The sequence below is a fragment of the Nonlabens marinus S1-08 genome (assembly GCF_000831385.1).
GTDB classification, from domain to species: Bacteria; Bacteroidota; Bacteroidia; order Flavobacteriales; family Flavobacteriaceae; genus Nonlabens; species Nonlabens marinus.
This window is the reverse complement of the sequence record NZ_AP014548.1, coordinates 447,441-470,851: the sequence shown is the minus strand read 5'-3', so window position 1 is coordinate 470,851 and position 23,411 is coordinate 447,441. Positions and strand designations below refer to the sequence as shown.

The 23,411-nt window shown below is 39.9% G+C and carries 20 protein-coding genes and 1 tRNA gene; 11 read left to right on the top strand and 10 right to left on the bottom strand.

The window, feature by feature from the left end; all coding sequences use genetic code 11:
- Positions 1 to 116 precede the first annotated feature (116 nt).
- The 3 genes from pth to NMS_RS02140 form a co-directional block, all read right to left on the bottom strand.
- On the bottom strand, positions 117 to 683 hold the full coding sequence (pth, locus tag NMS_RS02150) for an aminoacyl-tRNA hydrolase (protein WP_041497384.1): 567 nt from the start codon (positions 681 to 683) through the stop codon (positions 117 to 119).
- A gap of 135 nt (positions 684 to 818) precedes the next feature.
- The gene (locus NMS_RS02145) at positions 819 to 1,469 is read right to left on the bottom strand and encodes a 50S ribosomal protein L25/general stress protein Ctc (protein ID WP_041495168.1); all 651 of its coding nucleotides are present in this window, start codon (positions 1,467 to 1,469) and stop codon (positions 819 to 821) included.
- 27 nt (positions 1,470 to 1,496) lie between these two features.
- A complete protein-coding gene (locus NMS_RS02140) occupies positions 1,497 to 2,438 on the bottom strand; it encodes a ribose-phosphate pyrophosphokinase (protein ID WP_041495167.1) in 942 nt (313 codons plus the stop codon).
- A 129-nt stretch (positions 2,439 to 2,567) separates the two neighbouring features.
- On the opposite strand from NMS_RS02140, the gene NMS_RS02135 reads away from it, so the two are divergent.
- Positions 2,568 to 2,649 (top strand) — tRNA-Leu (locus NMS_RS02135).
- A gap of 15 nt (positions 2,650 to 2,664) precedes the next feature.
- Here NMS_RS02135 and NMS_RS02130 read toward each other — a convergent pair.
- On the bottom strand, positions 2,665 to 4,860 hold the full coding sequence (locus NMS_RS02130; protein ID WP_041495166.1) for a response regulator: 2,196 nt from the start codon (positions 4,858 to 4,860) through the stop codon (positions 2,665 to 2,667).
- A gap of 379 nt (positions 4,861 to 5,239) precedes the next feature.
- Here NMS_RS02130 and NMS_RS02125 point away from each other — a divergent pair, with 379 nt between their 5' ends.
- From NMS_RS02125 to NMS_RS02110, 4 genes are all read left to right on the top strand, one after another.
- On the top strand, positions 5,240 to 7,216 hold the full coding sequence (locus NMS_RS02125; protein WP_041495165.1) for a TonB-dependent receptor family protein: 1,977 nt from the start codon (positions 5,240 to 5,242) through the stop codon (positions 7,214 to 7,216).
- Between the two features lie 85 nt (positions 7,217 to 7,301).
- The gene (locus NMS_RS02120) at positions 7,302 to 7,889 is read left to right on the top strand and encodes a HupE/UreJ family protein (protein WP_041495164.1); all 588 of its coding nucleotides are present in this window, start codon (positions 7,302 to 7,304) and stop codon (positions 7,887 to 7,889) included.
- A gap of 74 nt (positions 7,890 to 7,963) precedes the next feature.
- Positions 7,964 to 8,392, top strand: coding sequence for a deoxycytidylate deaminase (locus tag NMS_RS02115; RefSeq protein WP_041497383.1), 429 nt, complete (start codon positions 7,964 to 7,966; stop codon positions 8,390 to 8,392).
- Positions 8,392 to 9,975: a S41 family peptidase gene (locus NMS_RS02110; protein ID WP_041495163.1), complete on the top strand. Its 1,584-nt coding sequence runs from the start codon at positions 8,392 to 8,394 to the stop codon at positions 9,973 to 9,975. Before NMS_RS02115 ends, NMS_RS02110 begins: the two co-directional genes overlap by 1 nt.
- Here the strand turns inward: NMS_RS02110 and NMS_RS02105 are convergent.
- A complete protein-coding gene (locus tag NMS_RS02105; protein ID WP_041495162.1) occupies positions 9,972 to 10,169 on the bottom strand; it encodes a hypothetical protein in 198 nt (65 codons plus the stop codon). The genes NMS_RS02110 and NMS_RS02105 overlap by 4 nt on opposite strands.
- Before the next feature lie 2 nt (positions 10,170 to 10,171).
- Entirely contained in the window at positions 10,172 to 10,774 is a 603-nt protein-coding gene (locus tag NMS_RS02100; protein WP_052476649.1) for a MarC family protein, read from the bottom strand.
- Positions 10,775 to 10,933: 159 nt separating this feature from the next.
- Here NMS_RS02100 and NMS_RS02095 point away from each other — a divergent pair, with 159 nt between their 5' ends.
- Positions 10,934 to 11,506: a DUF3109 family protein gene (locus NMS_RS02095; protein WP_041495161.1), complete on the top strand. Its 573-nt coding sequence runs from the start codon at positions 10,934 to 10,936 to the stop codon at positions 11,504 to 11,506.
- Positions 11,507 to 11,631: 125 nt separating this feature from the next.
- Here the strand turns inward: NMS_RS02095 and NMS_RS02090 are convergent, their stop codons facing one another.
- The 3 genes from NMS_RS02090 to NMS_RS13800 all read right to left on the bottom strand — a co-directional run bounded on the left by NMS_RS02090 (position 11,632) and on the right by NMS_RS13800 (position 15,076).
- Positions 11,632 to 13,416 carry a ribonucleoside-diphosphate reductase subunit alpha gene (locus tag NMS_RS02090; RefSeq protein WP_041495160.1) on the bottom strand — a complete coding sequence of 595 codons (1,785 nt, stop codon included), beginning with the start codon at positions 13,414 to 13,416 and terminating at the stop codon, positions 11,632 to 11,634.
- 2 nt (positions 13,417 to 13,418) lie between these two features.
- Positions 13,419 to 14,693 (bottom strand): ribonucleotide-diphosphate reductase subunit beta, encoded by a 1,275-nt coding sequence (locus tag NMS_RS02085; RefSeq protein ID WP_041495159.1) that lies wholly within the window; start codon positions 14,691 to 14,693, stop codon positions 13,419 to 13,421.
- Between the two features lie 104 nt (positions 14,694 to 14,797).
- The gene (locus NMS_RS13800; protein WP_158448945.1) at positions 14,798 to 15,076 is read right to left on the bottom strand and encodes a hypothetical protein; all 279 of its coding nucleotides are present in this window, start codon (positions 15,074 to 15,076) and stop codon (positions 14,798 to 14,800) included.
- A 220-nt stretch (positions 15,077 to 15,296) separates the two neighbouring features.
- Here NMS_RS13800 and NMS_RS02080 point away from each other — a divergent pair, with 220 nt between their 5' ends.
- From NMS_RS02080 to NMS_RS02060, 5 genes are all read left to right on the top strand, one after another.
- Positions 15,297 to 15,743, top strand: coding sequence for a ferritin-like domain-containing protein (locus tag NMS_RS02080; protein ID WP_041495158.1), 447 nt, complete (start codon positions 15,297 to 15,299; stop codon positions 15,741 to 15,743).
- Between the two features lie 208 nt (positions 15,744 to 15,951).
- Entirely contained in the window at positions 15,952 to 20,307 is a 4,356-nt protein-coding gene (dnaE, locus tag NMS_RS02075) for a DNA polymerase III subunit alpha (RefSeq protein WP_041495157.1), read from the top strand.
- Positions 20,308 to 20,406: 99 nt separating this feature from the next.
- Positions 20,407 to 20,727 (top strand): thioredoxin, encoded by a 321-nt coding sequence (trxA, locus tag NMS_RS02070; RefSeq protein ID WP_041497380.1) that lies wholly within the window; start codon positions 20,407 to 20,409, stop codon positions 20,725 to 20,727.
- Positions 20,728 to 20,937: 210 nt separating this feature from the next.
- Positions 20,938 to 21,936: an NADP-dependent oxidoreductase gene (locus NMS_RS02065; protein WP_041495156.1), complete on the top strand. Its 999-nt coding sequence runs from the start codon at positions 20,938 to 20,940 to the stop codon at positions 21,934 to 21,936.
- 166 nt (positions 21,937 to 22,102) lie between these two features.
- Positions 22,103 to 23,032: a DUF58 domain-containing protein gene (locus NMS_RS02060; RefSeq protein ID WP_041495155.1), complete on the top strand. Its 930-nt coding sequence runs from the start codon at positions 22,103 to 22,105 to the stop codon at positions 23,030 to 23,032.
- 54 nt (positions 23,033 to 23,086) lie between these two features.
- Here NMS_RS02060 and NMS_RS02055 read toward each other — a convergent pair whose 3' ends face one another.
- Positions 23,087 to 23,320 (bottom strand): hypothetical protein, encoded by a 234-nt coding sequence (locus tag NMS_RS02055; protein ID WP_052476647.1) that lies wholly within the window; start codon positions 23,318 to 23,320, stop codon positions 23,087 to 23,089.
- Positions 23,321 to 23,411 lie beyond the last annotated feature (91 nt).

Sequence of the window (23,411 nt, the reverse complement as noted above, 5' to 3'; positions counted from 1 at the left end):
TGCAAAATAAATAATCCCATGGGAATTTGCAGGGTTTTACGGAGGAACTCGCATGGAGCTTTTTTGGGTGAAAGTTCTAGTAAGTTCGCTTTCGCGAAAGCGAAATACCTCTCAAATTATTTACCATTATAGGCATTCATTGCATTAGCAAGTCCACCGTGCACAAAGGCCAGTGCTGCTGCTGCGGAAGTCTCAATACGTTCTTGAAGCGATTTGCGCTCTACGTCATCCCATTCTCCCAATACATAATCCACCTGCCGGCCTTTAGAAAAGGAATCTGATATCCCAAATCTCAATCTAGGGTAATTAGGCGTATTTAATTGCACCTGGGTGTCCTTTAGCCCATTATGGCCGCCATCACTGCCTTTACCTTTCATTCGAATTGTGCCGAATTCTAGGTTGAGGTCGTCTGTAATCACAAGTAATTCTTCTTTAGAGATATTTTCCTGCTTCATGTAATATTTAATTGCCTTGCCTGAGAGGTTCATGAACGTATTGGGTTTAAGCAAAATGACTGTTTTACCTTTATGGGTTGTAGTAGCCACATCGCCTAGTTTGAGCGTTTCAAAGGAAACTCCTTTGTCTGCTGCTAACTGGTCAAGTATCTTAAAACCTATATTATGTCTGGTCTCGCTGTATTTTGCGCCAGGATTGCCTAATCCTACAATAAGGAATTTCTTCATAGTGTCATCAGTTGATATGGCGGCCTCTTGTTTAGGGGACTGGAACCAATTTTTCCAAGGGAATTTCATAAATCAAAAATAAAAAAGCCGTTCCAGCAATAGCAGGAACGGCTTGTAAAATATTCAAGGAGTGGCTTATTCGTCAGTTCCTTCTTTGACAGCAGCTTCATTGTCCACCTCAGTAGCTGGTACTTCATCTGCTGGTACTTCTTCTTCATCATCACCTTCATCTGCAATTGCAGTACGAGAGTTTTTGATCATCAATACTACTAGAGAATCTGAGTGCATGATTTCATACTCATCAACTCTCAAGTCACGTACATATTTCTTATCGCCAATTTTCATTGGAGAAATATCCATGGTGATAAAGTCAGGAAGGTTTGCTGGTAAAGCCTTAACTCTTAATTTACGTAGGTTTCTTCTCAAAACACCACCGTTAAGTACTCCACGAGCTGTACCTGTACTTCTTACAGGAACTTCCATAGTTACCATTTTGTCGTCAAAAATCTGGTAGAAATCTGCATGTAAAAGTAATTCTCTTACTGGGTGCCATTGCATGTCCTGTGCAATAGCAGCAAATTTACCGTCGCTACCCAAATCTATTTCTACTAGGTGTGCATCTGGTGTGTAGATAAGGCTTTTGAACGCTTTTTCTTCAGCTGAAAAGTGTATGGGCTCGTCTCCTCCGTAGATTACACAAGGTACCAATCCAGCATTACGTAGGGCTTTAGTTGCCTTTTTGCCCACGCTTTCTCTTTTAGATCCTGAGATCGTGATTGATTTCATTTTGGGTTATTTAATTATTAATTGAAATTACATTATAAAATTATCGCTGATCGACTCGTTGTTCTGTACACTTGCCATCACACTGGCAAATAATTGAGCACAGGACAAGACTCTGATTTTATCGCTTTGTTGTCTTAATGGAATGGAATCAGTAACGATCAATTCCACAAGTTTTGAATTTTCTATACGTTCATAAGCTTTTCCTGATAGGATCGCATGCGTACAAATAGCTCTAACGCTTTTTGCACCTCGTTCCATCATAACATCTGCAGCTTTAGTCAATGTTCCTGCAGTGTCTACCATATCATCCACGAGAACCACATTTTTACCAGTAACATCGCCGATAAGCTCCATGTGGGATATGACGTTTGCTTTTTGACGTTGCTTGTAACAAACTACCACGTCACTTTCTAATATTTTAGAATAAGCATAAGCCCTTTTTGAACCTCCCATATCTGGAGATGCGATGGTCAAATCGCTCAAGCCTAACTCTTTTAAGTAAGGAATGAATAAGGATGAAGCAAATAGATGATCTACTGGCTTCTCAAAGAATCCTTGAATCTGGTCTGCATGCAGGTCCATTGTAATGATACGTGTAGCTCCAGCAGCCTCAAGAACTTTAGCAATCATCTTTGCACCTATCGGTACACGAGGTTTGTCTTTGCGATCTTGACGTGCCCAACCGAAGTAAGGTATTACTGCTGTGATGTGACGAGCACTTGCACGCTTTGCACCATCAATCATCAATAACAGCTCCATTAGGTTATCACTGCTAGGATGTGTTGATCCTATTAGAAAAATACGGCGTCCACGAATGGACTCTTCAAAAGAAGGTTGAAACTCACCGTCACTAAAGGTGGTGAAGTTGACTTGGCCTAGCGACGCTCCATATTCTTGAGCAATGGATTTTGCGAGATCCATGCTTTGTCTACAACCAAATAGTTTTGCTTCAGAAATAGAATACGGCATCGTGAAAGGTTTAGGGTCTTGATTTTAAGGCTGCAAATGTAAAACTATTTTCCCTGCTTGCGTAGAAAAAGCAACGGAAAAAAATTGGAGATTGAGATTATTTGTTACTTTTGCATTCCCAATTTTAATGCCTCAGTGGTGGAATTGGTAGACACGTTGGATTCAAAATCCAATGCTGCAAGGCGTGCCGGTTCGATTCCGGCCTGAGGTACTCAAAGCCAAAACTTTATTGTTTTGGCTTTTTTGTTTTTAGGATTTCTTTTCCTTTACGAGTAATGCTTCCTTTTTCTATGTTATGTAGTATAGATTGCTGGAACTGTTTGACATCATATGGTTTTACAATGATATCGTCCATACCACTAGAATATATTTTCTCTCTCATTTCCTCTAATTCTACAGCTGTTAATGCCACTATGGGGACTGCATTGAATTTGCGTATTTCTTGAGTTGCTTCAATTCCATCCATAACTGGCATGTTTACATCCATAAGGACTAAGTCGTAGCACTGCTCTTTTACCTTGTCTATTGCAACCTTCCCATTTTCAGCAACTTCACAGATAACACCATCTTTCTCTAAAATTTTTCTAGTGACCATCTGATTGATTTTGTTGTCTTCAACAATCAGTATGCGCGCTCCATTTAATAACTTAGGGCTATAAATGTTTTTGACGTGCTGTTTTTTGAGGGTTACTTTTTCTTGGACAACTTCATAGGTCATTTGGAAGGAGAATTTTGACCCTTTTCCTAGCTCACTTTCGACTTTTATTTTTGATCCAGCAGCATGCAGTAATTTTTTAACTATGGAAAGACCCAATCCAGTTCCTTGATAAGTGTTGTTTTTGCTTTCGCCTTGAGCGAACTCCTCAAAAATATGTTTGATTTTATTTTTTGCAATACCATGGCCGGTGTCGGCTACTGAGAATTCTATAGTAGACGTGTTGCCAGTAGTTATGGCTTTCAACTCTACCCGTATCTTGCCGTTTTCTGTAAACTTGCACGCATTCCCCACTAGGTTCATCAATATTTGAGACAGTTGTGTGCTATTTCCTTTAATAAGATGTGGCAACTGGACATCATACACTGTCTCTATCGTGTTATCGTTTTGTATTCTAATGTATTCAAAGGAGGAAATGATGTTGTCTAGAAGCTCGTTTACATTAAATACATCGTCTTCTTTGTCCAACTTTTGCGAAGAATCGATTTTGTTGAGGTGAAGTACATCATTTATAAGAGCTAGCAAATAATCTGCCGAGAACTTGAGGGACTGTAAATCTTGGAAGTTTTCTTTGTCTTTGTTTTTTTCTAACAAAATGCTGCTGAGTCCTATTACCCCATAAAGTGGTGTGCGTAACTCGTGACTTACCGTAGAGAAGAAATTACTTTTGACTTTTGCCAGTCGTTCTGCCTCTTTTTTAGCTTTGACTACCTGTTGGTTTTTGTATTCTAGGGTTTTTATGAATGATTTGCGTCTTCTTGCTATATAAAAAAGGATGATAATAGAGCCGATACCTATCACAATGATGCCTGCAAGCAAGTAGTTTGTCAGCGTTCGCTGCTTTACTTTTTCTTGTGCGAGTTCTGTTTCTAGATTTGCTTTTTGGATCTCTTTTTCTTTTTTATCAGCTTCAAATCGTGCAGCAATCCTCTTGCTTTCTGAGAACCTGCGCGTTTTTTGATTGATTCTGTTTAAGCTGTCATATTTATACAGCATTTCATAAGCGGCTAAGAAATTACCTCGTCGCCTTAAGACCTCAGAGTATAAACTGTATGACTCTTCCAGCAGTTCTCGCTGACCTTCTTTTTTAGTCAATGCGATAGATTTGCTTAAGGTGCTTTCAGCCTCTTTAAGATCGTTGTCACGCATTTGGCTTTTGGCTTGTAGAATATATGCCATCGCCTTAAATCTTGGGCCTACATCAGCAATTTCTGTATACTTACTCAAGGAGTCCATGATGACAGGAAACTGTCTCTCATCTTCTCTTTGAAAAAGGATGCTAGCATAATCATAATAGGAACCTTGCAGCCCAATGCTGTCCCTTTCTTTATGATAAATGATCAATGCATTTTTAAAGTAATGAATCCCCTTGTCGTAGGTTGCGCTGTCTTGAGCATATAACTGCGCAAAGTCTGTATAAGCATTTGCAATTAATATAGGGTCTCTGGTCTTCCGAGCATAGTAATGTGACTTTTCAAAACTCTCCAGTGCCCGTAAGGTATCTTCAAGAACCAAGTAATCATACCCAAGATAGCTGTATGAATTATGCGCCACGTCATAATCGCCATATTGTTCCGCTAATTTTATGGTGGCTAAATTATTTTCTAAAGATTCCCTGAAATTACCCTGATCATATAGATAATAACTCTTATCCAGCATGTTTCGCAAGTACTCTTGGATAGATAAGGTAGTGTCACGTTGAGGCACGACTCTAGACTTCTTTTGCCCATTACAGACACCAAAAGTAAGAACAACAAAAACGGTCGCCAGAACCCTATGGATCAATATTGCCCTGATAATTAGAATTTTAAAAGCTAATAAAGATACTATAACTTAATTGTAGCGGGATGATTATTTGTGATACTAGTCAGATCAGATCACGATTTTTTCTGTACACTTAAAGTATAAATAGTTGAGGGGCAAATAAATATATCTGTGTATTTTCAAAATTACGATTTTGAATACTGAGTGTACTTTGACGATAATCGATTTAGTATGTTGTAAAATTGCAGTTTCTTAACCATAATCCAATCCCTTGAGAAATTATTGCGTTCTAATTATTGCCCTTTTGTTTTCATGTTTTTTAATGCACTCGCAAATTGATAGTCTGGAAACTGTAAGAATTCAAGTGGCCGCTCCTGTCGATTTACAAAACACTACCGTAGACTTGCCATTTTCTATCAGCACTAGGAACTTTAAAGGTTCACAAACTGCAAAACAGCAACTTTCTTTAGATGAATACCTATATGGAATCCCTGGACTGTTTGTGCTTAATAGGAACAATTATTCCCAAGACTTGAGAATTTCTTTAAGAGGTTTTGGAGCACGGTCAGCCTTCGGGATACGAGGAATAAAGATCGTAGTAGATGGTATACCAGAAACTACTCCAGATGGGCAAGGGCAAATTGACAACCTAACTCTAGGACTTATTGATAATCTACAGGTATTGAGAGGGCCAGCTTCATTACTTTATGGAAATGCCGGAGGAGGAGTGATCAATATCAATACTGTTTCTCAAATCGACAGTACCTATATTGAGGCTGGAGCAGTCGCAGGAAATTTTGGGATGAACAAATTTGACCTGACTTCTGGTATCAAGCATGATGCAGGAGTAAGTGTCATTTCATTTTCCAGAACCTCTAGTGAGGGTTATAGAGATTTTAGCGGTTTTGAAACCAATCAATTCAATTGGAAATCAGCCTTTGATTTAAAAAATGACAACAATTTTAGTATACAATTAAATTATACAGATAGTCCTTTTGCGCTAGATGCTGGAGGATTAACCTTGAGCGAGGTGAAGCAAGATCGACGACAGGCTAGAGATCGTAATGTTCAGTTTGATAGTCAAGAACAAGTTAGACAACTCAAAACAGGGGTTTCTTATGATCAAAGTTGGGGGAACCTGTCGCTTCAAACCTATGGGTTTTATTCCTATCGGGATTTTGACAATAAGTTGCCTTTTGAGTCTGGCGGTCAGGTGCAGTTATACCGCAATTATTATGGGCAAGGCAGTTATTTGACCTACGATTCTCAAAATGACCGACTAAAAAACAAGTTTCAAATAGGTTATTCATTAGCGTTTCAAGCAGACCAGCGGTTGCGATATGATAATATGGATGGCGATCGAGGCGCACTTGATTTTAATCAGTTGGAAACTTATAATAATTATGGTTTTTATGCGGTCGACCGTCTAAGCATTGGCCAGTGGAACATATTAGGTGGATTAAGGTATGACATCAATAATTTGAAAGCAGAAGTTCGATCAGGTGATGACAATAGCGGTTCTCAAAATTTAAACAGTTGGAGCGGGAGCGCAGGAATTAACTATGAACTGAATCCATCACAACGTTTTTTTGCTAATGTTGCGACCAGCTTTGAAACTCCAGCGCTCAGTGAGCTTTCTTCCAATCCCGATGGAAGTTCAGGATTCAATCCTGATCTAACCCCTCAAAAAGCCGTAAATTATGAGGTAGGATTCAAGAGTCAAGAGTCAGCATTACAATATTCCGCTGCGGTGTTTTACATCCAGACTACAGATGATCTGGTTCCTTTTGAACAGGCTCAATTTCCAGGAAGAACATTTTATCGCAATGCAGGAAGTACCCAACGCTATGGTTTAGAGCTTTCTGCCACAGCCGCTATTACCCAAAACCTTGCCGTCAATGCCAGTTATACCTATTCTGATTTTGCCTATGCAGACTACAATCTGGACGGTCAAGACCTGGAAGGAAAACTGCTGCCCGGAATCCCTAAACATCTAGCAAGCCTAGGTTTGACCTACCAAGTCGAGAATGGATTGTTCCTTCAACTTAATACCACGTATCGAGGTGCGCTGTTTGCCGATGATCTGAACGATGCTAAAATTAAAGATGCTCTAATTTCTGATTTGAGCGCAAGCTATCCTTTACAACTGGGGAATACCAGATTCACCGTACTAGGGGGCGTCAATAATCTATTCAATTCCAGCTATTTTGATAATGTAAGAATTAATGCCTTTGGTGGGCGGTTTTACGAACCTGCCCCTGGGGTTCATGTCTACGCAGGATTACGCGTGCGAATTTAATTAGTAATAGAGGTGTTATAAGTTTTAAGCTCGAGCGCTTCTTTCTATATTTCGGGAAATAACCATCAACCACCTTTTTATTCTAATGGACAATTTTATCTTTTATTTTTTAGAGGGCTTCTGGCATGTGCTGGACCTTCAAGCTTATGATCACATCTTGTTTATCATTTTGCTCGCTGTGCCTTTCCTATTCAATGGATGGCGCAAGCTTTTATTACTCGTGACAGCTTTTACCATAGGACACTCCATATCGCTACTGCTAGTAGTTTTTGGGAAGGTTTCATTTTCAACGGCTTATATTGAATTTTTAATTCCGGTAACCATCGCGATTACCGCGTTGTACAACATATTCACAGCGGGTAGGCGACATAGAGATAACACGCCATGGTTTACCGCAAGTATCGCAGTGTTCTTTGGTCTGGTACATGGATTTGGCTTTTCGGGAGCCTTCCGTATGCTGGCGGCAGGTAGTGATGAAAACACGCTACTCATGCTGGGCGAATTTGCCTTGGGAATCGAGGCAGCACAATTAGTTATTGTGCTCATAGTCTTGATCTTAAACTTTATATTTACAGGACTTTTTCGTTTCAGTAAAAAGGATTGGACACAAATCATTTCGGCTATCATTTTTGGAATTGTTATCCCAATGTTGATTGCTAGATGGATGTGGTAAGTGGCAGATAAGTTTTAATGAATTTCGCTTTCGCGAAAGCGAACTCACTACAACAGCAAAACATAGCAGTAAAATTGAAAGCAGAAAAACAGCATAAGTACGATGTAGCATACTTGCGAATGGCGCGAGAATGGGCACAATTATCCTATTGCAAACGCCGGAAAGTAGGAGCGCTTATTGTACGCGATCGCATGATTATAAGCGATGGGTATAACGGTACGCCCAGTGGATTTGAAAATTTTTGTGAGGATGAGGAAGGGTATACGAAATGGTACGTACTGCATGCTGAAGCAAACGCTATATTGAAAGTGGCGGGCAGCACACAATCTTGTCATGGTGCCACTTTATATATTACCATGTCGCCTTGCCAGCAGTGCAGCAAGTTGATTTATCAAAGCGGCATTAAACGTGTAGTGTACCATCAGGCATATAAAGACAACAGCGGTCTGCAATTCCTAGAGAAAGCGGGCGTTGTAATAGAGCACATTACCGACCTTGATTAATGAAAAAACGCTACATATACTATCCATTATTTTTGGGACTCTTTTTGGGTCTAGGGGTTTTCCTAGGCAACTTGTTGTCAGTAAATGGATTGGATAATGGTTTCACCTCAAATTCTAGTGTCAAAAAGCGCAAGCTGAACCGGTTGATCGACATTATCGACCAGCGCTATGTCGATGAGGTCAACACAGACAGTATCGTTGACGTGGCTGTCAACGGCATTCTTCAAAATTTAGACCCACATTCCGTTTACATTTCAACAGATCAAGCTCAGGCAGCATCAGACGATTTACGTGGTAATTTTGTGGGTATCGGTATTCGGTACTTTGTGAATCAGGATACTATAGCGGTGCTTTCTACCGTAAAAAAAGGGCCTAGTGAAAATGCTGGAATCAAGAGTGGTGATAAAATCTTGTACCTAGATGGGAAACCCCTTTTTGGTGAAGATAAACTTTCAACAGAAGCGCTTAAAGGACAAAAAGGAAGCAAAATCACCCTAGGAATTCTAAAACCTGGAGATGAAGCTGTGGTGTATGTTCCTGTCGTGCGCGGTGATGTGGCTATCGAAAGTGTAGACGCAGCATACATGCTCACAGATCAATTAGGGTATATCAAAGTCAACCGGTTTACAGAAACTACCAGTCAAGAATTCAAAAAGGCAGTGCACAAACTAGAAGCTCAAGGTGCCACGCAGCTAGCAGTTGACTTACAAGATAATCCAGGTGGTGTATTGAATGCAGCTATTGATATGGCAGATGAATTCTTACGTGAGGATCAATTGATACTTTTTCAAAAAGACCGGAACAATCAAAGAAAAGATAGTTACGCAACTGAGAATGGTGATTTTGAGGACAAGAAAGTATTTATCCTCATAAATGAAAACAGTGCCAGTGCCAGTGAGGTAGTGGCAGGTGCTCTACAGGATAATGATAAAGGGACAATTATAGGCAGACGTAGCTTCGGTAAAGGGTTGGTGCAGCAAGAGATGCAACTGGGGGACGGGAGTGCCGTGAGATTGACCGTAGCACGATATTATACTCCTACAGGTCGCAGCATTCAGAGACCTTATAATAAAGGAAACGAAGATTATTTCAATGAATATTTAAAGCGCTATGAAAATGGAGAGCTGACTGATAAGAATAATATTGAAGTAAATGACTCCTTGAGGTATAAAACTCCAGGTGGCAAAGTGTTGTATGGCGGCGGCGGTATCATACCAGATGTATTTGTCTCTGGTCCTTTAGGGTATGAAGCGCAAATCTTAGATTATTTTGCGCGTACCGGATTCGCTGATCGAGTGGCTAATGATTATTTGCAAAAAGAGGGCAAGTTCTTGAGAAACATGAAGCAAAAGGAATTCATGGACAGCTATCAAGTTCCAGAAAGCTTACTGCTCACTTTTTACCAAAACGCACGGCGTTACAACAACTCTTTACGGCTTACTGGGAATAGAGATTTCATGACACTTTTAATTAAATCCTCTCTAGCAGAACAGCTATATGGAACAGAGCTTAAAGTGAAGTTGCTCAACACTCGAAATAAGGTCATCGATCGACTGGTAGAGCTAAGCACACAGTCTCGCTAGGATTCCTGACGCTCCTTAATTTTATAAGATAACAGGAGAATGCTAAGCAACACAACTACACACAGTGATGCTACTACACTGATGACTGCAATCTGACTTTCTCCCACAAATAAGTTTGAAAAATCTAGTTTGAATGCATTGAAAACCAGGCTTGAAATGGCTAATACCATTAGGATATAAACGATGTACTTCATGTTTAAAATAATTCTTTTACGTTAGTCGCAAATAGTTTAACAGCTATCGCCAGCAAGATAACCCCAAAGATTTTTCTAGCCACACTAATCCCTTGTTTCCCTAATACTTTCTCGATACGACCTGAGTTTTTGAGGACGATATACACAAAAATTATATTGATTAGAATCGCTGCAATAATATTCACAGCACTATATTCTGATCTTAGTGATAATACTGAGGTCAAAGTTCCTGCGCCTGCAATCAGCGGGAAAGCTATAGGGATGATTGCTGCTGTTTCTGGTTGTTCATCTTTGTACAATTGTACCCCTAGAATCATTTCTAGGGCAATGAAAAAGATGATAAACGCTCCTGCAACCGCAAAAGAGTTCACGTCAATACCTATCAAGTGCAGCATGCTCTCGCCTACAAACATGAAAACAATCATGAGTAATCCGGCCACGATAGAAGCTTTCTCACTTTGAACATGCCCCACTTTACGTCTTAAGTCAACGATTATAGGAATGCTACCTATAATATCGATCACCGCAAAGAGTATCATACTCGCAGTAAAAATCTCCTTTACATTAACGGACTTGAAAAAGTCTGAAACTACACTTAAATTCATGGCTCCCTTTTTTTCGGCGTGCAAAAGTACTGCCTTTTAGGGGTTTAACGACTCTTCCTCGCTGTTAAGTTTGAGTTATCAAAAAGCGATTAAATCAACAGCCTTGAAAGCAGCCGTCTCCATTCTCGCACTTTATATTTGTACAATCAAATCTTTGATATGTTTCAACTAGGAAAAACAATAATTTCAGACGATGTATTGGATAAAGACTTCGTTTGCAATCTTACCGCATGTAAGGGAATTTGCTGTGTGGCCGGCGAGGCAGGTGCGCCGTTGGAACAAAAGGAACTGGATATTCTCGATCAGGAATATGCAGCCATCAAACCTTATCTAAGGCAAGAGGGAATTGATGCTATTGAAGCTCAAGGTACCTGGATTGAGAGAGAAAACGGAGAGCTAGAAACACCTCTAGTCAATAATGCGGAATGTGCTTATACGACCTTTAAAAAGGATGGGACTGCACTTTGCGGTATCGAGGCCGCTTATCGAGATGGCGCAACACAATTTTACAAACCTATTTCCTGTCACCTATATCCTGTGCGGCTTCAAGAATACACAGACTTTACAGCAGTCAATTATCACAAGTGGCAAATATGCGATGACGCATGTGAGCTAGGTGAGGAGTTAGGTGTTCCGGTCTATAAGTTTTTGAAAGAATCGTTGATTCGCAAGTTTGGTAAAAAATGGTATGCCGATTTAGAGGCAATAGCAGCCGCAAAGTCTCATAAATAGAGTTTGTTTTAAATCATAGCTCTTGATGCTTTCGCGAAAGCGAAAATCCCTTTATTATTTCACCATCATAAAAAAGCCGTCTAACTCCATTGGAATTAGACGGCTTTTTAAAAGGTTAGAAAGTCTTAAGCTTCACAGCTTACACACTCCTTTTTCTGCTTGAACTTTTGTGCAGCATTCATACTGTGCTGGTAGTATAAGGACTTCAATCCTAGCTTCCAGGCTGTAATGTGAATCTTGTTCACATCCTTAGTAGCCATGTCTGGATGAACAATGATGTTCACGGACTGACCTTGATCGATGTGGTTCTGACGGTTGGCAGCTTGATAAATAATGTCCATTTGATCCAACTCGCTGTAAGTTTTAAAGACCGCTTTCTCATTTTCTGTCAAGAAATCTAGGTGTTGTACGCTACCATCATAGTTGCGTATGTCGTGCCATACTTCCTGAGTGTTCATTCCTTTTTCCTCTAGAAGCTCTTCTAGGTAAGGGTTTTTGATGGTGGTTTTTATTTTGGCAATATCTTTCACATAAATATTAGACCAGATAGGCTCTATACCTTGAGATACTTGACCTAAGATGAAGGCACTAGATGTGGTAGGAGCAATTGCATTAAGCGTTGCATTTCTACGACCGTAACCTTTTAGTAATTCAGGCTCACCAAATTTTTGTGCTAATTCTTCACTCGCTTTATAGCTTTTATCTTTAAGTGCTTTAAAGATCTCGCTATTTAAATTGAAAGCTTCTTGACTGTTAAAGGCAAGTTTCTTAGACTGTAGTAAGGAATGCCATCCTAATGCTCCTAGACCTAGGGAACGATTGTCTTTAGCAAACTTGTAAGCGCGTTCCATAAATAAGAACGTCTGTCTATCGTCTAATTTGTCTGAGTCTCTGTAAGCTTCTAATTTGTCAAGAAACTCTGTAATTACAGCGTCTAGAAAATACACCATAGTTTCTACCGCATCTGTATCTTTCCACTTGTCATAGTGCAATAGGTTGATACTGGACAATACACAAACAAAAGAATATTCATCGCTAGATGGTAACATGATCTCTGTACACAGGTTACTCGCATAGATCGGCATCTTTTTATCCTGATACACATCTGCCGCATTGTCGTTAGCGTTGTCTGTAAAGAAGATGTATGGATAGCCCATTTCACCACGAGATTGCAGTACGCGTGCCCATATGGTACGCTTTTTCTCATCTCCAGCGATCATTTGCTCCATCCACTCATTCGTCACGGTGACACCATGCGTCAATTCCTGAATAGGATTTCCTTCCGTTCCTATTTCTAGGAACTCTTCAATGTCTGGGTGCTCTACAGGTAGGTAAGGTGAGAAACGACCGCGACGTACAGATCCCTGACTTACAACATCTACCATGGATTCAAACAATCTCATGATATGAACCGCACCAGATGCTTCGCCATTATTTTTAATAGCTGCACCACGATGGCGTATTTTTCCAAAATAACCTGATGTACCACCACCTAGTTTAGACATCATTCCAACCTCAGATTGTGAGTATAAAATGTTACCTATATCATCGTCAATGTGTGAACCAAAACAACTAATAGGCAAGCCACGACGCTTTCCAAAGTTGGACCATACGGGAGACGCAAGGGAATAGAATCCTTCACTCATGTACCCGTAAAACTTATCTGCGTATCCAGGAATTTGTAAAATTTCTTCAGCACGCTCTGCGATCTCACGCATACGGCTTTCTGGTGTTGCACCAGGGGTCAGATAACCCGCTTCTAGAAAGTTACGACTGTTTTCATTGAGCCATTCAAAACCTGCTTCTTGTTTAGGTTTAGCAGCATTGAGTGCTTCCTTTCTTGCATCAGCAAGCTTCTGGTTTGCGTCAACCTTTTGTTGTTCTTGAGTCGTGGTAGTTTGTTCTTTCATAATTAAAATAGGTCGTCTTTGGTTACACTTTGGGCTCTTTTGGTATAGTTGATGGATCGCTTCACAAAGAAGTCTCCATGTTTCGTTGCAATGATCTCGTCATCAAACCATTCAGTTTGTGCGATTAGTTCTTCGTCGATTTCAAACACTTTCTCAATCCCGATGCTGGCAAGAGAGTTGTTGAATCTGTTTTTGATAAATTCGTTGACAACTGCCTTAGGTAGGAAGTCAAGTTCTCCTTCTTCAAAGATCCAGTCTACAAGCGCGCTTTCTGATTCAAAGGATTTGATACACATTTGTTTGATGCGTTCATGGTATTCTTCAGTAAACCACTCTGGCTGCTCATCACGTAAAATTCTGATCAAGTCAATACCGAAGTCACCGTGAATTTGCTCTTCTTTACTGGTAGCTTCTACCACATTAGAAATTCCCTTAAGCATATTTTTGTGCTTATTGAAGCCCATGATGATAAGGAACTGAGAGAATAGCGAAACATGCTCAATAAACAGAGAGAAAAGCAAAACAGCTTCTGCATAACTCTGGTTATCGTCTGCTTTAGAGTTACGTAATGCAGTTTCTAGATACTGCACACGCTTCATGATTACAGGTTTCTTTTTAAGGTTTTTGAATTCTTCATTCAATCCTAAAATTTCGATAAGGTGAGAGTAAGCATCTGCATGACGTACTTCACTTTCTGCAAAAGTGGATCCTACTGCGCCTATTTCTGGCTTAGGCATGCGGTGGTATAAGTCTCCCCAGAAGGATTTTACAGCAATCTCTATTTGAGAGATCGCAAGCATCGTATTTTTAATCGCACTTTGCTCCAATGGAGTCAAGCGGGATTTAAAATCTTGTATATCACTTGTAAAGTTATATTCTGTATGGATCCAGTAGGAGTGTCTGATCGCTGGAACGTAATCATATAACTGCGGATACTCATACGGTTTTAAGTTCACTCGCTTCTCAAAAATATCAGTCTTGCGCTCTAATGCACGTTGATTACGATATAATATGTATGCTTTGGCCGCCTCATGAAATTCAGTCTCCATCAATTTGTTCTCGACAATATCTTGAACCTGCTCGATGGTAGGAATGTAATTAGGGTCAATATCCTTTCTCTTCATCAAGGTTTGGTAAACGGCAAGGGCTACGTTTTGGGCGTCTTCCTGAGTTCCAGAGTTTACGGCAGATAATGCTTTAAAAACTGCATTTGTTATGTTGTTGAGATCGAACGGCTTAACGCTGAAGTCTCTCTTTCTGATGTGAGTGATTTCCATGGGCAAACTTTAAATAACTTGATTAATTTAAAAGTCGGGATAGATGGGGGAAATTTTACAAGATCTGCAAATTCGTTTTCACATGGTTATCAACATCCGTTTCATCATAGAATGTGACTGCATAACAGTTCATTAATAATCCGTTTCCTACACTTGAATCCTGCATTCTTCCATTTGTTGTGAACAGGCTTTTTTCCATTTCGCTTTCGCGAAAGCGTCAAATGATCATCATTGAGAATCAATAATCGATCAATAACATTTTTATAAGACTTACTGCGTCCCTCTAAAAAAAGCCATGAACAGTTGGTAGATGTCATTCTATTAAGTGTTTGATTTTGTGTAAAATATGTATTGAGTAAAATCATCAGTAAGCACTTCTTCATTTTTAAGGTACAACTGTAGGTCAAATGAATGGAAGAGATTTAGTGGTTAAGAGAAAAAACCCTTTTAAACAGTTAATTAATTTAACAACAATCGATAAATAATCATTTTGACGTTAAAATCGGTACAATATTAACTTAAGATAATGGTAATCAGTCTTTTAAATAGAGTATTGACCTTATATTGAAGTAATTAATAATCAAAACCATACAAACCAATATTATGAACTACACAGATAAAATAGGAAATAAATTAAATGAACTTTTAGAGAAGAACTACGATGCGGAAGCTGGTTATAAACTTGCTAAAGAAAAAGTAGATAATATTGCACTGAAAAGTTTTTTCGATAGACAACAACAAGAACGATATAATTTCGGTCATGAATTAAAGACGGAAATGAAAACTTTTGGACAAGAACCGGATAAAGGTACTAGTGTAAAAGGTGACATGCATAGAACGTGGATGAATATCAAATCTACCTTTAGTAGTGACAATGAAGAGAGTATACTTGAAGAAGCTATTCGTGGAGAGAAAGCTGCAATAGAAGAGTATAATGAGATCATTAATGAGACTACATTACCACCTTCTACTAAAAATATATTGACAAAACACAGAGATTCCATACAACAGTCCTTGAATAAGGTAAACGAAATGGAAGCGATTGCTTAAATTAACTTCTCTACAGATTGAAAAAAATCCCATCACGTTGATGGGATTTTTTTATGTTCATGGATATGTGGCGTTGTTCATAAGAATTTTTTCAAAAAGGGACTAAAAAACATATATTTAAAATTCTTGAATTTCTGATTCTGTTAATTTTAATCTGCTTGTCTTTAGCCTATTATAGGCAATGAGGCAATTCATATAGGCTCCATACATGTACTTAATCTTTGACACTGAAACTACTGGACTTCCTAAACGTTGGGATGCGCCCATCACAGATGTTGATAACTGGCCTCGAGTGATACAAATGGCTTGGCAGCTGCACGACGATATGGGAAACCTGGTCGATCATCAAGATTACCTGATCAAACCAGACGGGTTCGACATACCTTATGATGCAGAGCGTATACACGGTATATCTACCGCTCTAGCTCAAGAAGAGGGGATTCCCCTAGTGGAAATGCTAGAGAAATTTAATGCAGCTTTAGCCAAAACTACTTTTGTTGTAGGCCAAAACTTAAAGTTTGACTTAAATGTGACCGGTGCCGAGTTTGAGCGTGCTGGCATCACTAATTCATTACAAGAAACTCCTGTGCTCGATACTTGTACAGAGCATACAGCGCAACTGTGTCAGCTGCCTGGAGGTCGTTACGGCAAGTTCAAGCTGCCTACATTGACGGAGCTGCATGAGTTTTTATTCCAACAACCATTCAATGAAGCCCATAATGCCACGGCAGATGTTGAGGCAACTACAAGATGTTTCTTTGAGTTGGTTAGGCTTCAGCAGTACACTGTCGCTCAATTAAAGCAAGATGCAGATTATTTAGTTCGCTTTCGCGAAAGCAACCCAACAACCATACAGCCTGCAGGATTACAGCATGTCAATTTAAAGAAAGCTTCTGCGCAACTGGTAGAACACACCGAGCCAGAAATAACTAAGCAAGAAATTGCTGAAAACCTGGATGAGCTCAGTACCGCACCTTTCACACACCTGCACAACCACAGCCAGTTTTCCATACTGCAATCCACCGCTAGCGTTCAGGATTTAGTAGCTGCTGCTGCTGCAAATGAAATGCCTGCAGTAGCCATGACAGATCATGCAAATATGATGGGTGCTTTTCATTTTGTAAAAGCAGTAAAGGCTTATAATGCCAGCCTTGCCGGCAATGAAGATCTTCAAGACCGTCAGCCCATGAAACCTATTATAGGATGTGAGTTTCAGGTTTGTGAAGACATGAATGACAAGTCCATCAAGGACAACGGGTATCAGATCGTGATGATTGCCAAAAACAAGAACGGCTATCACAACCTTGCAAAAATGGCGAGCAAAGCCTACACCGACGGGTTTTATTACCTACCTCGTATTGACAAAAAGTTGGTTGAGCGGCATAAGGATGACCTGATTATTCTTACAGGTAATTTATATGGAGAAGTCCCTTCTAAAATTTTGAACGTAGGAGAAAAGCAGGCAGAGGAAGCCTTGCTATGGTGGAAAGAAAAATTCGGCGAAGATCTATACATAGAGATCATGCGCCATGGTCAGGAAGATGAACAACGGGCCAATGCGGTATTGATTGAACTCGCTAAAACCCATGATGTAAAGCTGGTGGCTTCAAACAACACCTACTACGTCCATAAAGAAGATGCTAATGCGCATGATATATTATTATGTGTCAAGGATAATGAAAAACAGGCAACACCTATAGGTCGCGGGCGCGGATACAGGTATGGTTTACCAAATCAAGAATACTACTTCAAATCCAGCCGGGAAATGAAAGAGCTATTTAAAGACCTTCCTGAAGCGATTTTAAATGTTCAAGAAGTAGTAGATAAAGTAGAAGCTTATGAGCTAGCTCGCGATGTACTGTTGCCTGCCTTTGATATTCCACAAGAATTTGTGGACCCTACTGATGCTGAGAATAAAACGAAGAACGGAGAGAATGCTTATTTAAGGCACTTGACTTATGAAGGGGCTAAGATGCGCTATGGCGATGATTTTAGCGATGAGATCAGGGAACGACTGGACTTTGAATTAGAGGTTATTAAAAACACAGGGTATCCAGGATACTTTTTGATCACCTGGGACTTTATCAAGGCAGCTAGAGAAATGGATGTGGCAGTAGGTCCTGGTCGTGGATCTGCTGCAGGTAGTGCTGTTGCCTACTGTTTAAAGATTACGAATGTAGATCCCATACATTATGACCTGCTTTTTGAGCGTTTCCTAAACCCAGATAGGGTATCCATGCCAGATATTGATATTGACTTTGACGATGAAAATCGATACAAAGTGATGGATTATGTGATTGAAAAATATGGAGCCTCACAAGTAGCACAAATCATTACCTACGGCACCATGGCAGCAAAATCTTCTATTAGAGATTGTGCACGAGCCTTAGATTTACCGCTACAAGACGCTGATCGTGTAGCAAAACTTATTCCTGATTTTGCGAAGCTGAAAAAGATTTTTGCACTAGAAGACAATGAAATAAGCAGCAGCTTCCGTGGAGAGGACGCTGAAATGGTACGCGAACTACGCGGCCTTGCAGAAGGCAACGACCCTGTGGCTGAAATGTTGAAACAAGCGCGAATTCTTGAAGGATCTGTAAGAAATACGGGAGTCCATGCGTGTGGAGTAATTATCACGCCAGACGATTTGACCAACTTTGTTCCAGTCGCTACCGCAAAAAACTCTGATTTATATGTCACTCAATTTGACAATGAAGTCGTAGAAAGCGCAGGGTTACTGAAAATGGACTTTTTAGGATTGAAAACCTTGAGTCAAATTAAGGATACTGTGGCCATAATCAAAGAGCGCCATGGTATAGCTCTGGACATTGAAGCCATACCGCTAGATGATGACAAGACCTATGAATTGTTCCAGCGAGGGGAAACCACTGCCATTTTCCAGTATGAAAGTGTCGGAATGCAAAAATACATGCGGGAGCTCAAGCCTACCCAGTTTGCCGACTTGATCGCCATGAACGCCTTGTACCGTCCTGGACCGCTGGAATACATTCCAGAATTTATTGATCGCAAGCATGGCCGCAAGGAAATTGTTTACGATCTAGAGGCCATGGAGGAATACCTTAAGGAAACTTATGGAATTACCGTCTATCAGGAGCAGGTAATGCTACTTTCTCAAAAACTGGCAAACTTCTCAAAAGGTGATGCCGATGTCTTGAGAAAAGCAATGGGTAAAAAGCAAATGGCGACCCTGCAAAAGATGAAGCCCCAATTCTTAGATGCTGGAGAAGGGAATGGTCACGATAGAACGGTGCTTGAAAAAGTCTGGAAAGACTGGGAAGCATTTGCATCTTATGCTTTTAACAAGTCTCACTCCACTTGTTATGCCTGGATTGCCTATCAAACCGCTTATTTGAAAGCAAATTATCCAGCAGAGTTCATGGCGGCTACTTTGTCAAATAACATGAACCAGATCAAGGATGTCACTAAGTTTATGGATGAATGCCGTCGTATGGGACTTGATGTTTTAGGTCCAGATGTGAATGAGTCCAATTATAAATTTACTGTAAATGCTAAAGGTGCTATCCGCTTTGGAATGGGAGCAGTGAAAGGACTTGGCTTCAATGCAGTAATGACCATAATCGAAAACCGAAAGGAAAAGCCTTATCACAGCATTTTTGATATGGCCAAGCGTATTGATTTGAGAGCAGCTAACAAAAAATCTTTTGAAGCATTAGCATTAAGCGGTGGTTTTGACGGGCTAGGAGGTGAGAATCGGGCGCAGTTTTTCCATGAAATGGACAACGGCCAGATATTTTTAGAGTTGGTAGTGAAATACGCACAAAAATTCCAAGAAAACGAAAACAGCGCACAGGTAAGCCTTTTTGGCGAGGCTAGTGACGTGCAGATACCAGAGCCTCAGCTACCTATTTGTGAGGACTGGGGAACCATGGAGAAGTTGAAGCGAGAAAAAGAAGTAGTAGGAATTTATATTTCTGGACACCCGCTAGATGATTATAAAAAGGAGATGGAATTCTTCTGCAACAGCGAACTCGCTAATTTTAATGAGTTAGAAACTTTAGTAAATCGTGACCTAAGTTTTTGCGGTGTGGTAACGGAATGCCGTCATGCCGTGAGCAAGGCAGGGAAAGGCTACGGCTTCTTTTCAGTAGAAGATTATAACGATACGTATGAGTTCCGATTGTTTGGGGAAGACTATTTGAAATTCAGGCATTTTTTAGTGCCTAATACATTTCTTCATGCTAAGGTTAAAATCCAGCAAGGTTGGCCAGATAAAAATACAGGTAAGCCTAGAGAGCCACGAGTACTTTTTACCCATATGCAGCAATTACAAGACGTTATGTCAAGTGCTGCAAAATCTTTAACGATAGAGTTTCATGTGAGCGAGGTCATGGATAAGCGCGTGGCGCTGTTGAAGGAAGTACTGGAAAAACATAAGGGAGATCAACAATTATATTTCAACTTGAAAGATCATGAGGAAAAAATATCCATTAATATGTCGAGTAGAATGCAAAAAGTAAACGTCACTGCAGAGCTGCTAGAGATGCTTGATAAGGCAGAGATTGGCTATGGAGTCAATGGGTAATCGGGTAATCGCATACCTTTATAGGCAACTCTAATATAAGTTTAGGATAATTGACACACGTTTTATTTAAATTTGGTGGTAACAATTAAAGAAGAAATCATGGCACTAGAAATAACAGATGCAAATTTTGAAGAAACCGTACTTAAAAGTGACAAACCAGTAATGGTTGACTTTTGGGCAGCATGGTGTGGACCATGTCGTATGGTAGGACCTATCATCGATGAGGTTTCTGAAGAATATACAGACAAAGCAGTTGTCGGTAAAATGGACGTAGATGCAAATCAAGAGTTTGCTGCAAAATATGGAGTGCGCAACATTCCAACCGTATTGGTGTTCCAAAATGGTGAAGTAGTAGGCCGTCAAGTAGGCGTTGCTCCTAAAAATGCATATACTGATGCATTGGATGCTCTTTTGAACTAAGACTCCATACATACAAGCACAAAGCCCATCATTGCGATGGGCTTTTTTTATGCAAAATTTTGAGGGCAGTTCGCTTTCGCGAAAGCGAACAATACATCAAATGAATCAAACAAGTAAATCATTTTTTTTAACGGAAAACCTTGCAAGTTTAAGATTGTTGCAACAGCAGAATCAGCCTCGGAATTGTAACTTGAATGAAAAGCAAGAATCATGAATAAGACCATATTATTAAAAAGTAGACCTAAGGGCAGACCAGAGACTACCGATTTTGAATTTAAGGAAATAGAAAAGCCAACACCCAAGGATGGTGAAGTACTCTTGAGAAGCAAATATGTATCTGTAGATCCATATTTACGAGGTCGTATGCGGGATGAAAAATCTTATGTCGAGCCGTTTAAACTTGATGAGCCTATAGCGTCAGCAGTGGTGGCTGAGGTGGTGGAAAGCAAAAATGAGAAGTTCAAAAAAGGTGATTTTCTCACGGGCATGATGGAATGGAAAGAGTATCAAGTGAGCGATGGGAAAGGTTTGCGTAAAGTGGATAGTGAAAAGGCTCCTTTAAGTGCCTATCTTGGAATTTTAGGAATGACGGGACTGACTGCCTATTTTGGGTTGACCACTATTGGAGAACCTAAAGAAGGAGAAACTTTATTAGTTTCTGGAGCCGCAGGTGCTGTTGGGTCTGTCGTAGGGCAAATTGGAAAAATTAAGGGGTGTCGTGTGATTGGAATCGCAGGTAGCGATGAAAAAATTGATTTATTAAAAGATAAGTTTGATTTTGACGCTGCTATCAATTATGAGAAGACGGACGATATGGGTAAAGCCATTCGGGATGCAGCTCCTGATGGAGTGGATGTATATTTTGATAATGTGGGAGGTTATACGTTAGATGCAGCGATGGAAAACATCAATAGATTCGGTCGTGTGGTACATTGTGGTGCCATATCACTGTATAATGAAACGGAGCAGCCAACTGGACCTAGATTAGAAACTAAAATTGTCAAGAAAAGTTTGAAGCTTCAAGGATTCATCATTAGAAACTTTGAGGATAGGTTTGCTGAAGGAATCCAGCAACTAGGCAGCTGGTTGAAAGATGGTAAATTAAAGTATGAGGAGACCATAGTAGAAGGGTTTGATGAAATACCCCAAGCTTTCATTGACTTGTTTGACGGTAAGAACAAAGGGAAAATGGTGGTAAAAGTTTATTAGAACACTATCATTTATAATTGAAGACCTGATTTTATTTTTTAATGAATACGATCAGGTTTTTTATGTCCCGTATTCATATGAGAAAGCCTTAAGTCCTATTTAAGAAACTAGGGATTTGTGATGGCACAGCGTTGATCGATGGATTACGAATTAGTATCTTCACTTTATGGACCTGCAACAAGAACTTAATAAAACTAAAGGCTTTAAAAACCTGGCGCTGCTGGCTAGTCAGGTGGTGGAGGGCTACATCAGCGGGATGCATAAATCACCTTTTCATGGTTTTAGTGCAGAGTTTGCAGAACATAAAATTTATAACCCTGGAGAAAGTACGCGACATATCGATTGGAAGCTATACGCTAAGACCGATAAGTATTACACTAAAAAATACGACGAGGAAACCAATTTGCGTTGTCATCTGATTCTGGACAGCAGCTCTTCTATGCATTTTCCTGCAGTCAAAAAGCAAGAGTTGGGCGAGTTGAATAAAATCGGTTATTCTGCTCTTGCCGCGGCTAGTCTTATGAACCTGTTGAAAAAACAAAGGGACGCTGTAGGTTTGAGCATCTATTCCTCTACCTATGAATATTACGCTCCTGAAAAAGGAAGTGAACGCCATCATAATATGCTGCTGGATCAGCTGAACTTGATGTGTTCAACGCAGGCACAACAAAAGTCAACAGATTCCTATAAATACCTACACGAGATTGCAGAAAATATCAAGCGTAGATCTTTAATCATACTTTTTACAGACATGTTTCAAAGTGATCGCAAAGAGGATGAGCTATTTGAAGCGTTGCGGCATTTGAAATACAACAAGCATGATGTGGTATTATTTCATGTTTTTGATAGCAAGCTAGAAGTTGATTTTGAATATGAGAATAGACCTACTCGTTTCCTAGATGTAGAAACTGGTGAACATGTAAACCTTTACGCAGATAATGTGAAGGAAGCTTATAGCGATTCGGTTCAAAAGTATTTTGAACAGCTACGAATACGTTGTGGTCAATACCGTATAAAATACATGCCCCTTGATATCCGGAAGGATTTCAATACCCTTTTGACGACGTTTATATTAGAACGCCAACTGTTTAAATAAAAAAAAGCCAGTCTTTATAGACTGGCTTTTCCATGTGATGTTTGTCAAAAATGACTAGTTATCGTCGGTTTTGATTTTTTCAACGTTACCGTTTTCGTCATATTTGATTTTAGTCTCGTCACCGTCCGCGTCTTCAATCTTGATCTTGTCTTCTTTAATCTTTACTTCATCGCCATTTTCGATCATTTCTTGAACTGCGTCATCTGCAGACTCCTCTTCATTACGACAAGAAACCATTGCAGCTGCTAGAGCTAGAGAGAATAGGGATACTTTAAAAATAGTTTTCATTATTTCTTATTTAGGAGTCAAATGTATCTTAATCAAAGTATTAGAAGTCCCAATAATATCAAAAAAAAACCTGCCTTGGGAAAGGCAGGTT

Excerpts from the sequence above, each read along its gene's own strand:
- pth (WP_041497384.1), bottom strand. The coding sequence starts at position 683 with ATGAAGAAATTCCTTATTGTAGGATTAGGCAATCCTGGCGCAAAATAC.
- NMS_RS02145 (WP_041495168.1), bottom strand. The coding sequence starts at position 1,469 with ATGAAATCAATCACGATCTCAGGATCTAAAAGAGAAAGCGTGGGCAAA.
- NMS_RS02140 (WP_041495167.1), bottom strand. The coding sequence starts at position 2,438 with ATGCCGTATTCTATTTCTGAAGCAAAACTATTTGGTTGTAGACAAAGC.
- NMS_RS02125 (WP_041495165.1), top strand. The coding sequence starts at position 5,240 with ATGCACTCGCAAATTGATAGTCTGGAAACTGTAAGAATTCAAGTGGCC.
- NMS_RS02120 (WP_041495164.1), top strand. The coding sequence starts at position 7,302 with ATGGACAATTTTATCTTTTATTTTTTAGAGGGCTTCTGGCATGTGCTG.
- NMS_RS02110 (WP_041495163.1), top strand. The coding sequence starts at position 8,392 with ATGAAAAAACGCTACATATACTATCCATTATTTTTGGGACTCTTTTTG.
- NMS_RS02105 (WP_041495162.1), bottom strand. The coding sequence starts at position 10,169 with ATGAAGTACATCGTTTATATCCTAATGGTATTAGCCATTTCAAGCCTG.
- NMS_RS02100 (WP_052476649.1), bottom strand. The coding sequence starts at position 10,774 with ATGAATTTAAGTGTAGTTTCAGACTTTTTCAAGTCCGTTAATGTAAAG.
- NMS_RS02095 (WP_041495161.1), top strand. The coding sequence starts at position 10,934 with ATGTTTCAACTAGGAAAAACAATAATTTCAGACGATGTATTGGATAAA.
- NMS_RS02090 (WP_041495160.1), bottom strand. The coding sequence starts at position 13,416 with ATGAAAGAACAAACTACCACGACTCAAGAACAACAAAAGGTTGACGCA.
- NMS_RS02085 (WP_041495159.1), bottom strand. The coding sequence starts at position 14,693 with ATGGAAATCACTCACATCAGAAAGAGAGACTTCAGCGTTAAGCCGTTC.
- NMS_RS13800 (WP_158448945.1), bottom strand. The coding sequence starts at position 15,076 with ATGAAGAAGTGCTTACTGATGATTTTACTCAATACATATTTTACACAA.
- NMS_RS02080 (WP_041495158.1), top strand. The coding sequence starts at position 15,297 with ATGAACTACACAGATAAAATAGGAAATAAATTAAATGAACTTTTAGAG.
- dnaE (WP_041495157.1), top strand. The coding sequence starts at position 15,952 with ATGTACTTAATCTTTGACACTGAAACTACTGGACTTCCTAAACGTTGG.
- trxA (WP_041497380.1), top strand. The coding sequence starts at position 20,407 with ATGGCACTAGAAATAACAGATGCAAATTTTGAAGAAACCGTACTTAAA.
- NMS_RS02065 (WP_041495156.1), top strand. The coding sequence starts at position 20,938 with ATGAATAAGACCATATTATTAAAAAGTAGACCTAAGGGCAGACCAGAG.
- NMS_RS02060 (WP_041495155.1), top strand. The coding sequence starts at position 22,103 with ATGGACCTGCAACAAGAACTTAATAAAACTAAAGGCTTTAAAAACCTG.
- NMS_RS02055 (WP_052476647.1), bottom strand. The coding sequence starts at position 23,320 with ATGAAAACTATTTTTAAAGTATCCCTATTCTCTCTAGCTCTAGCAGCT.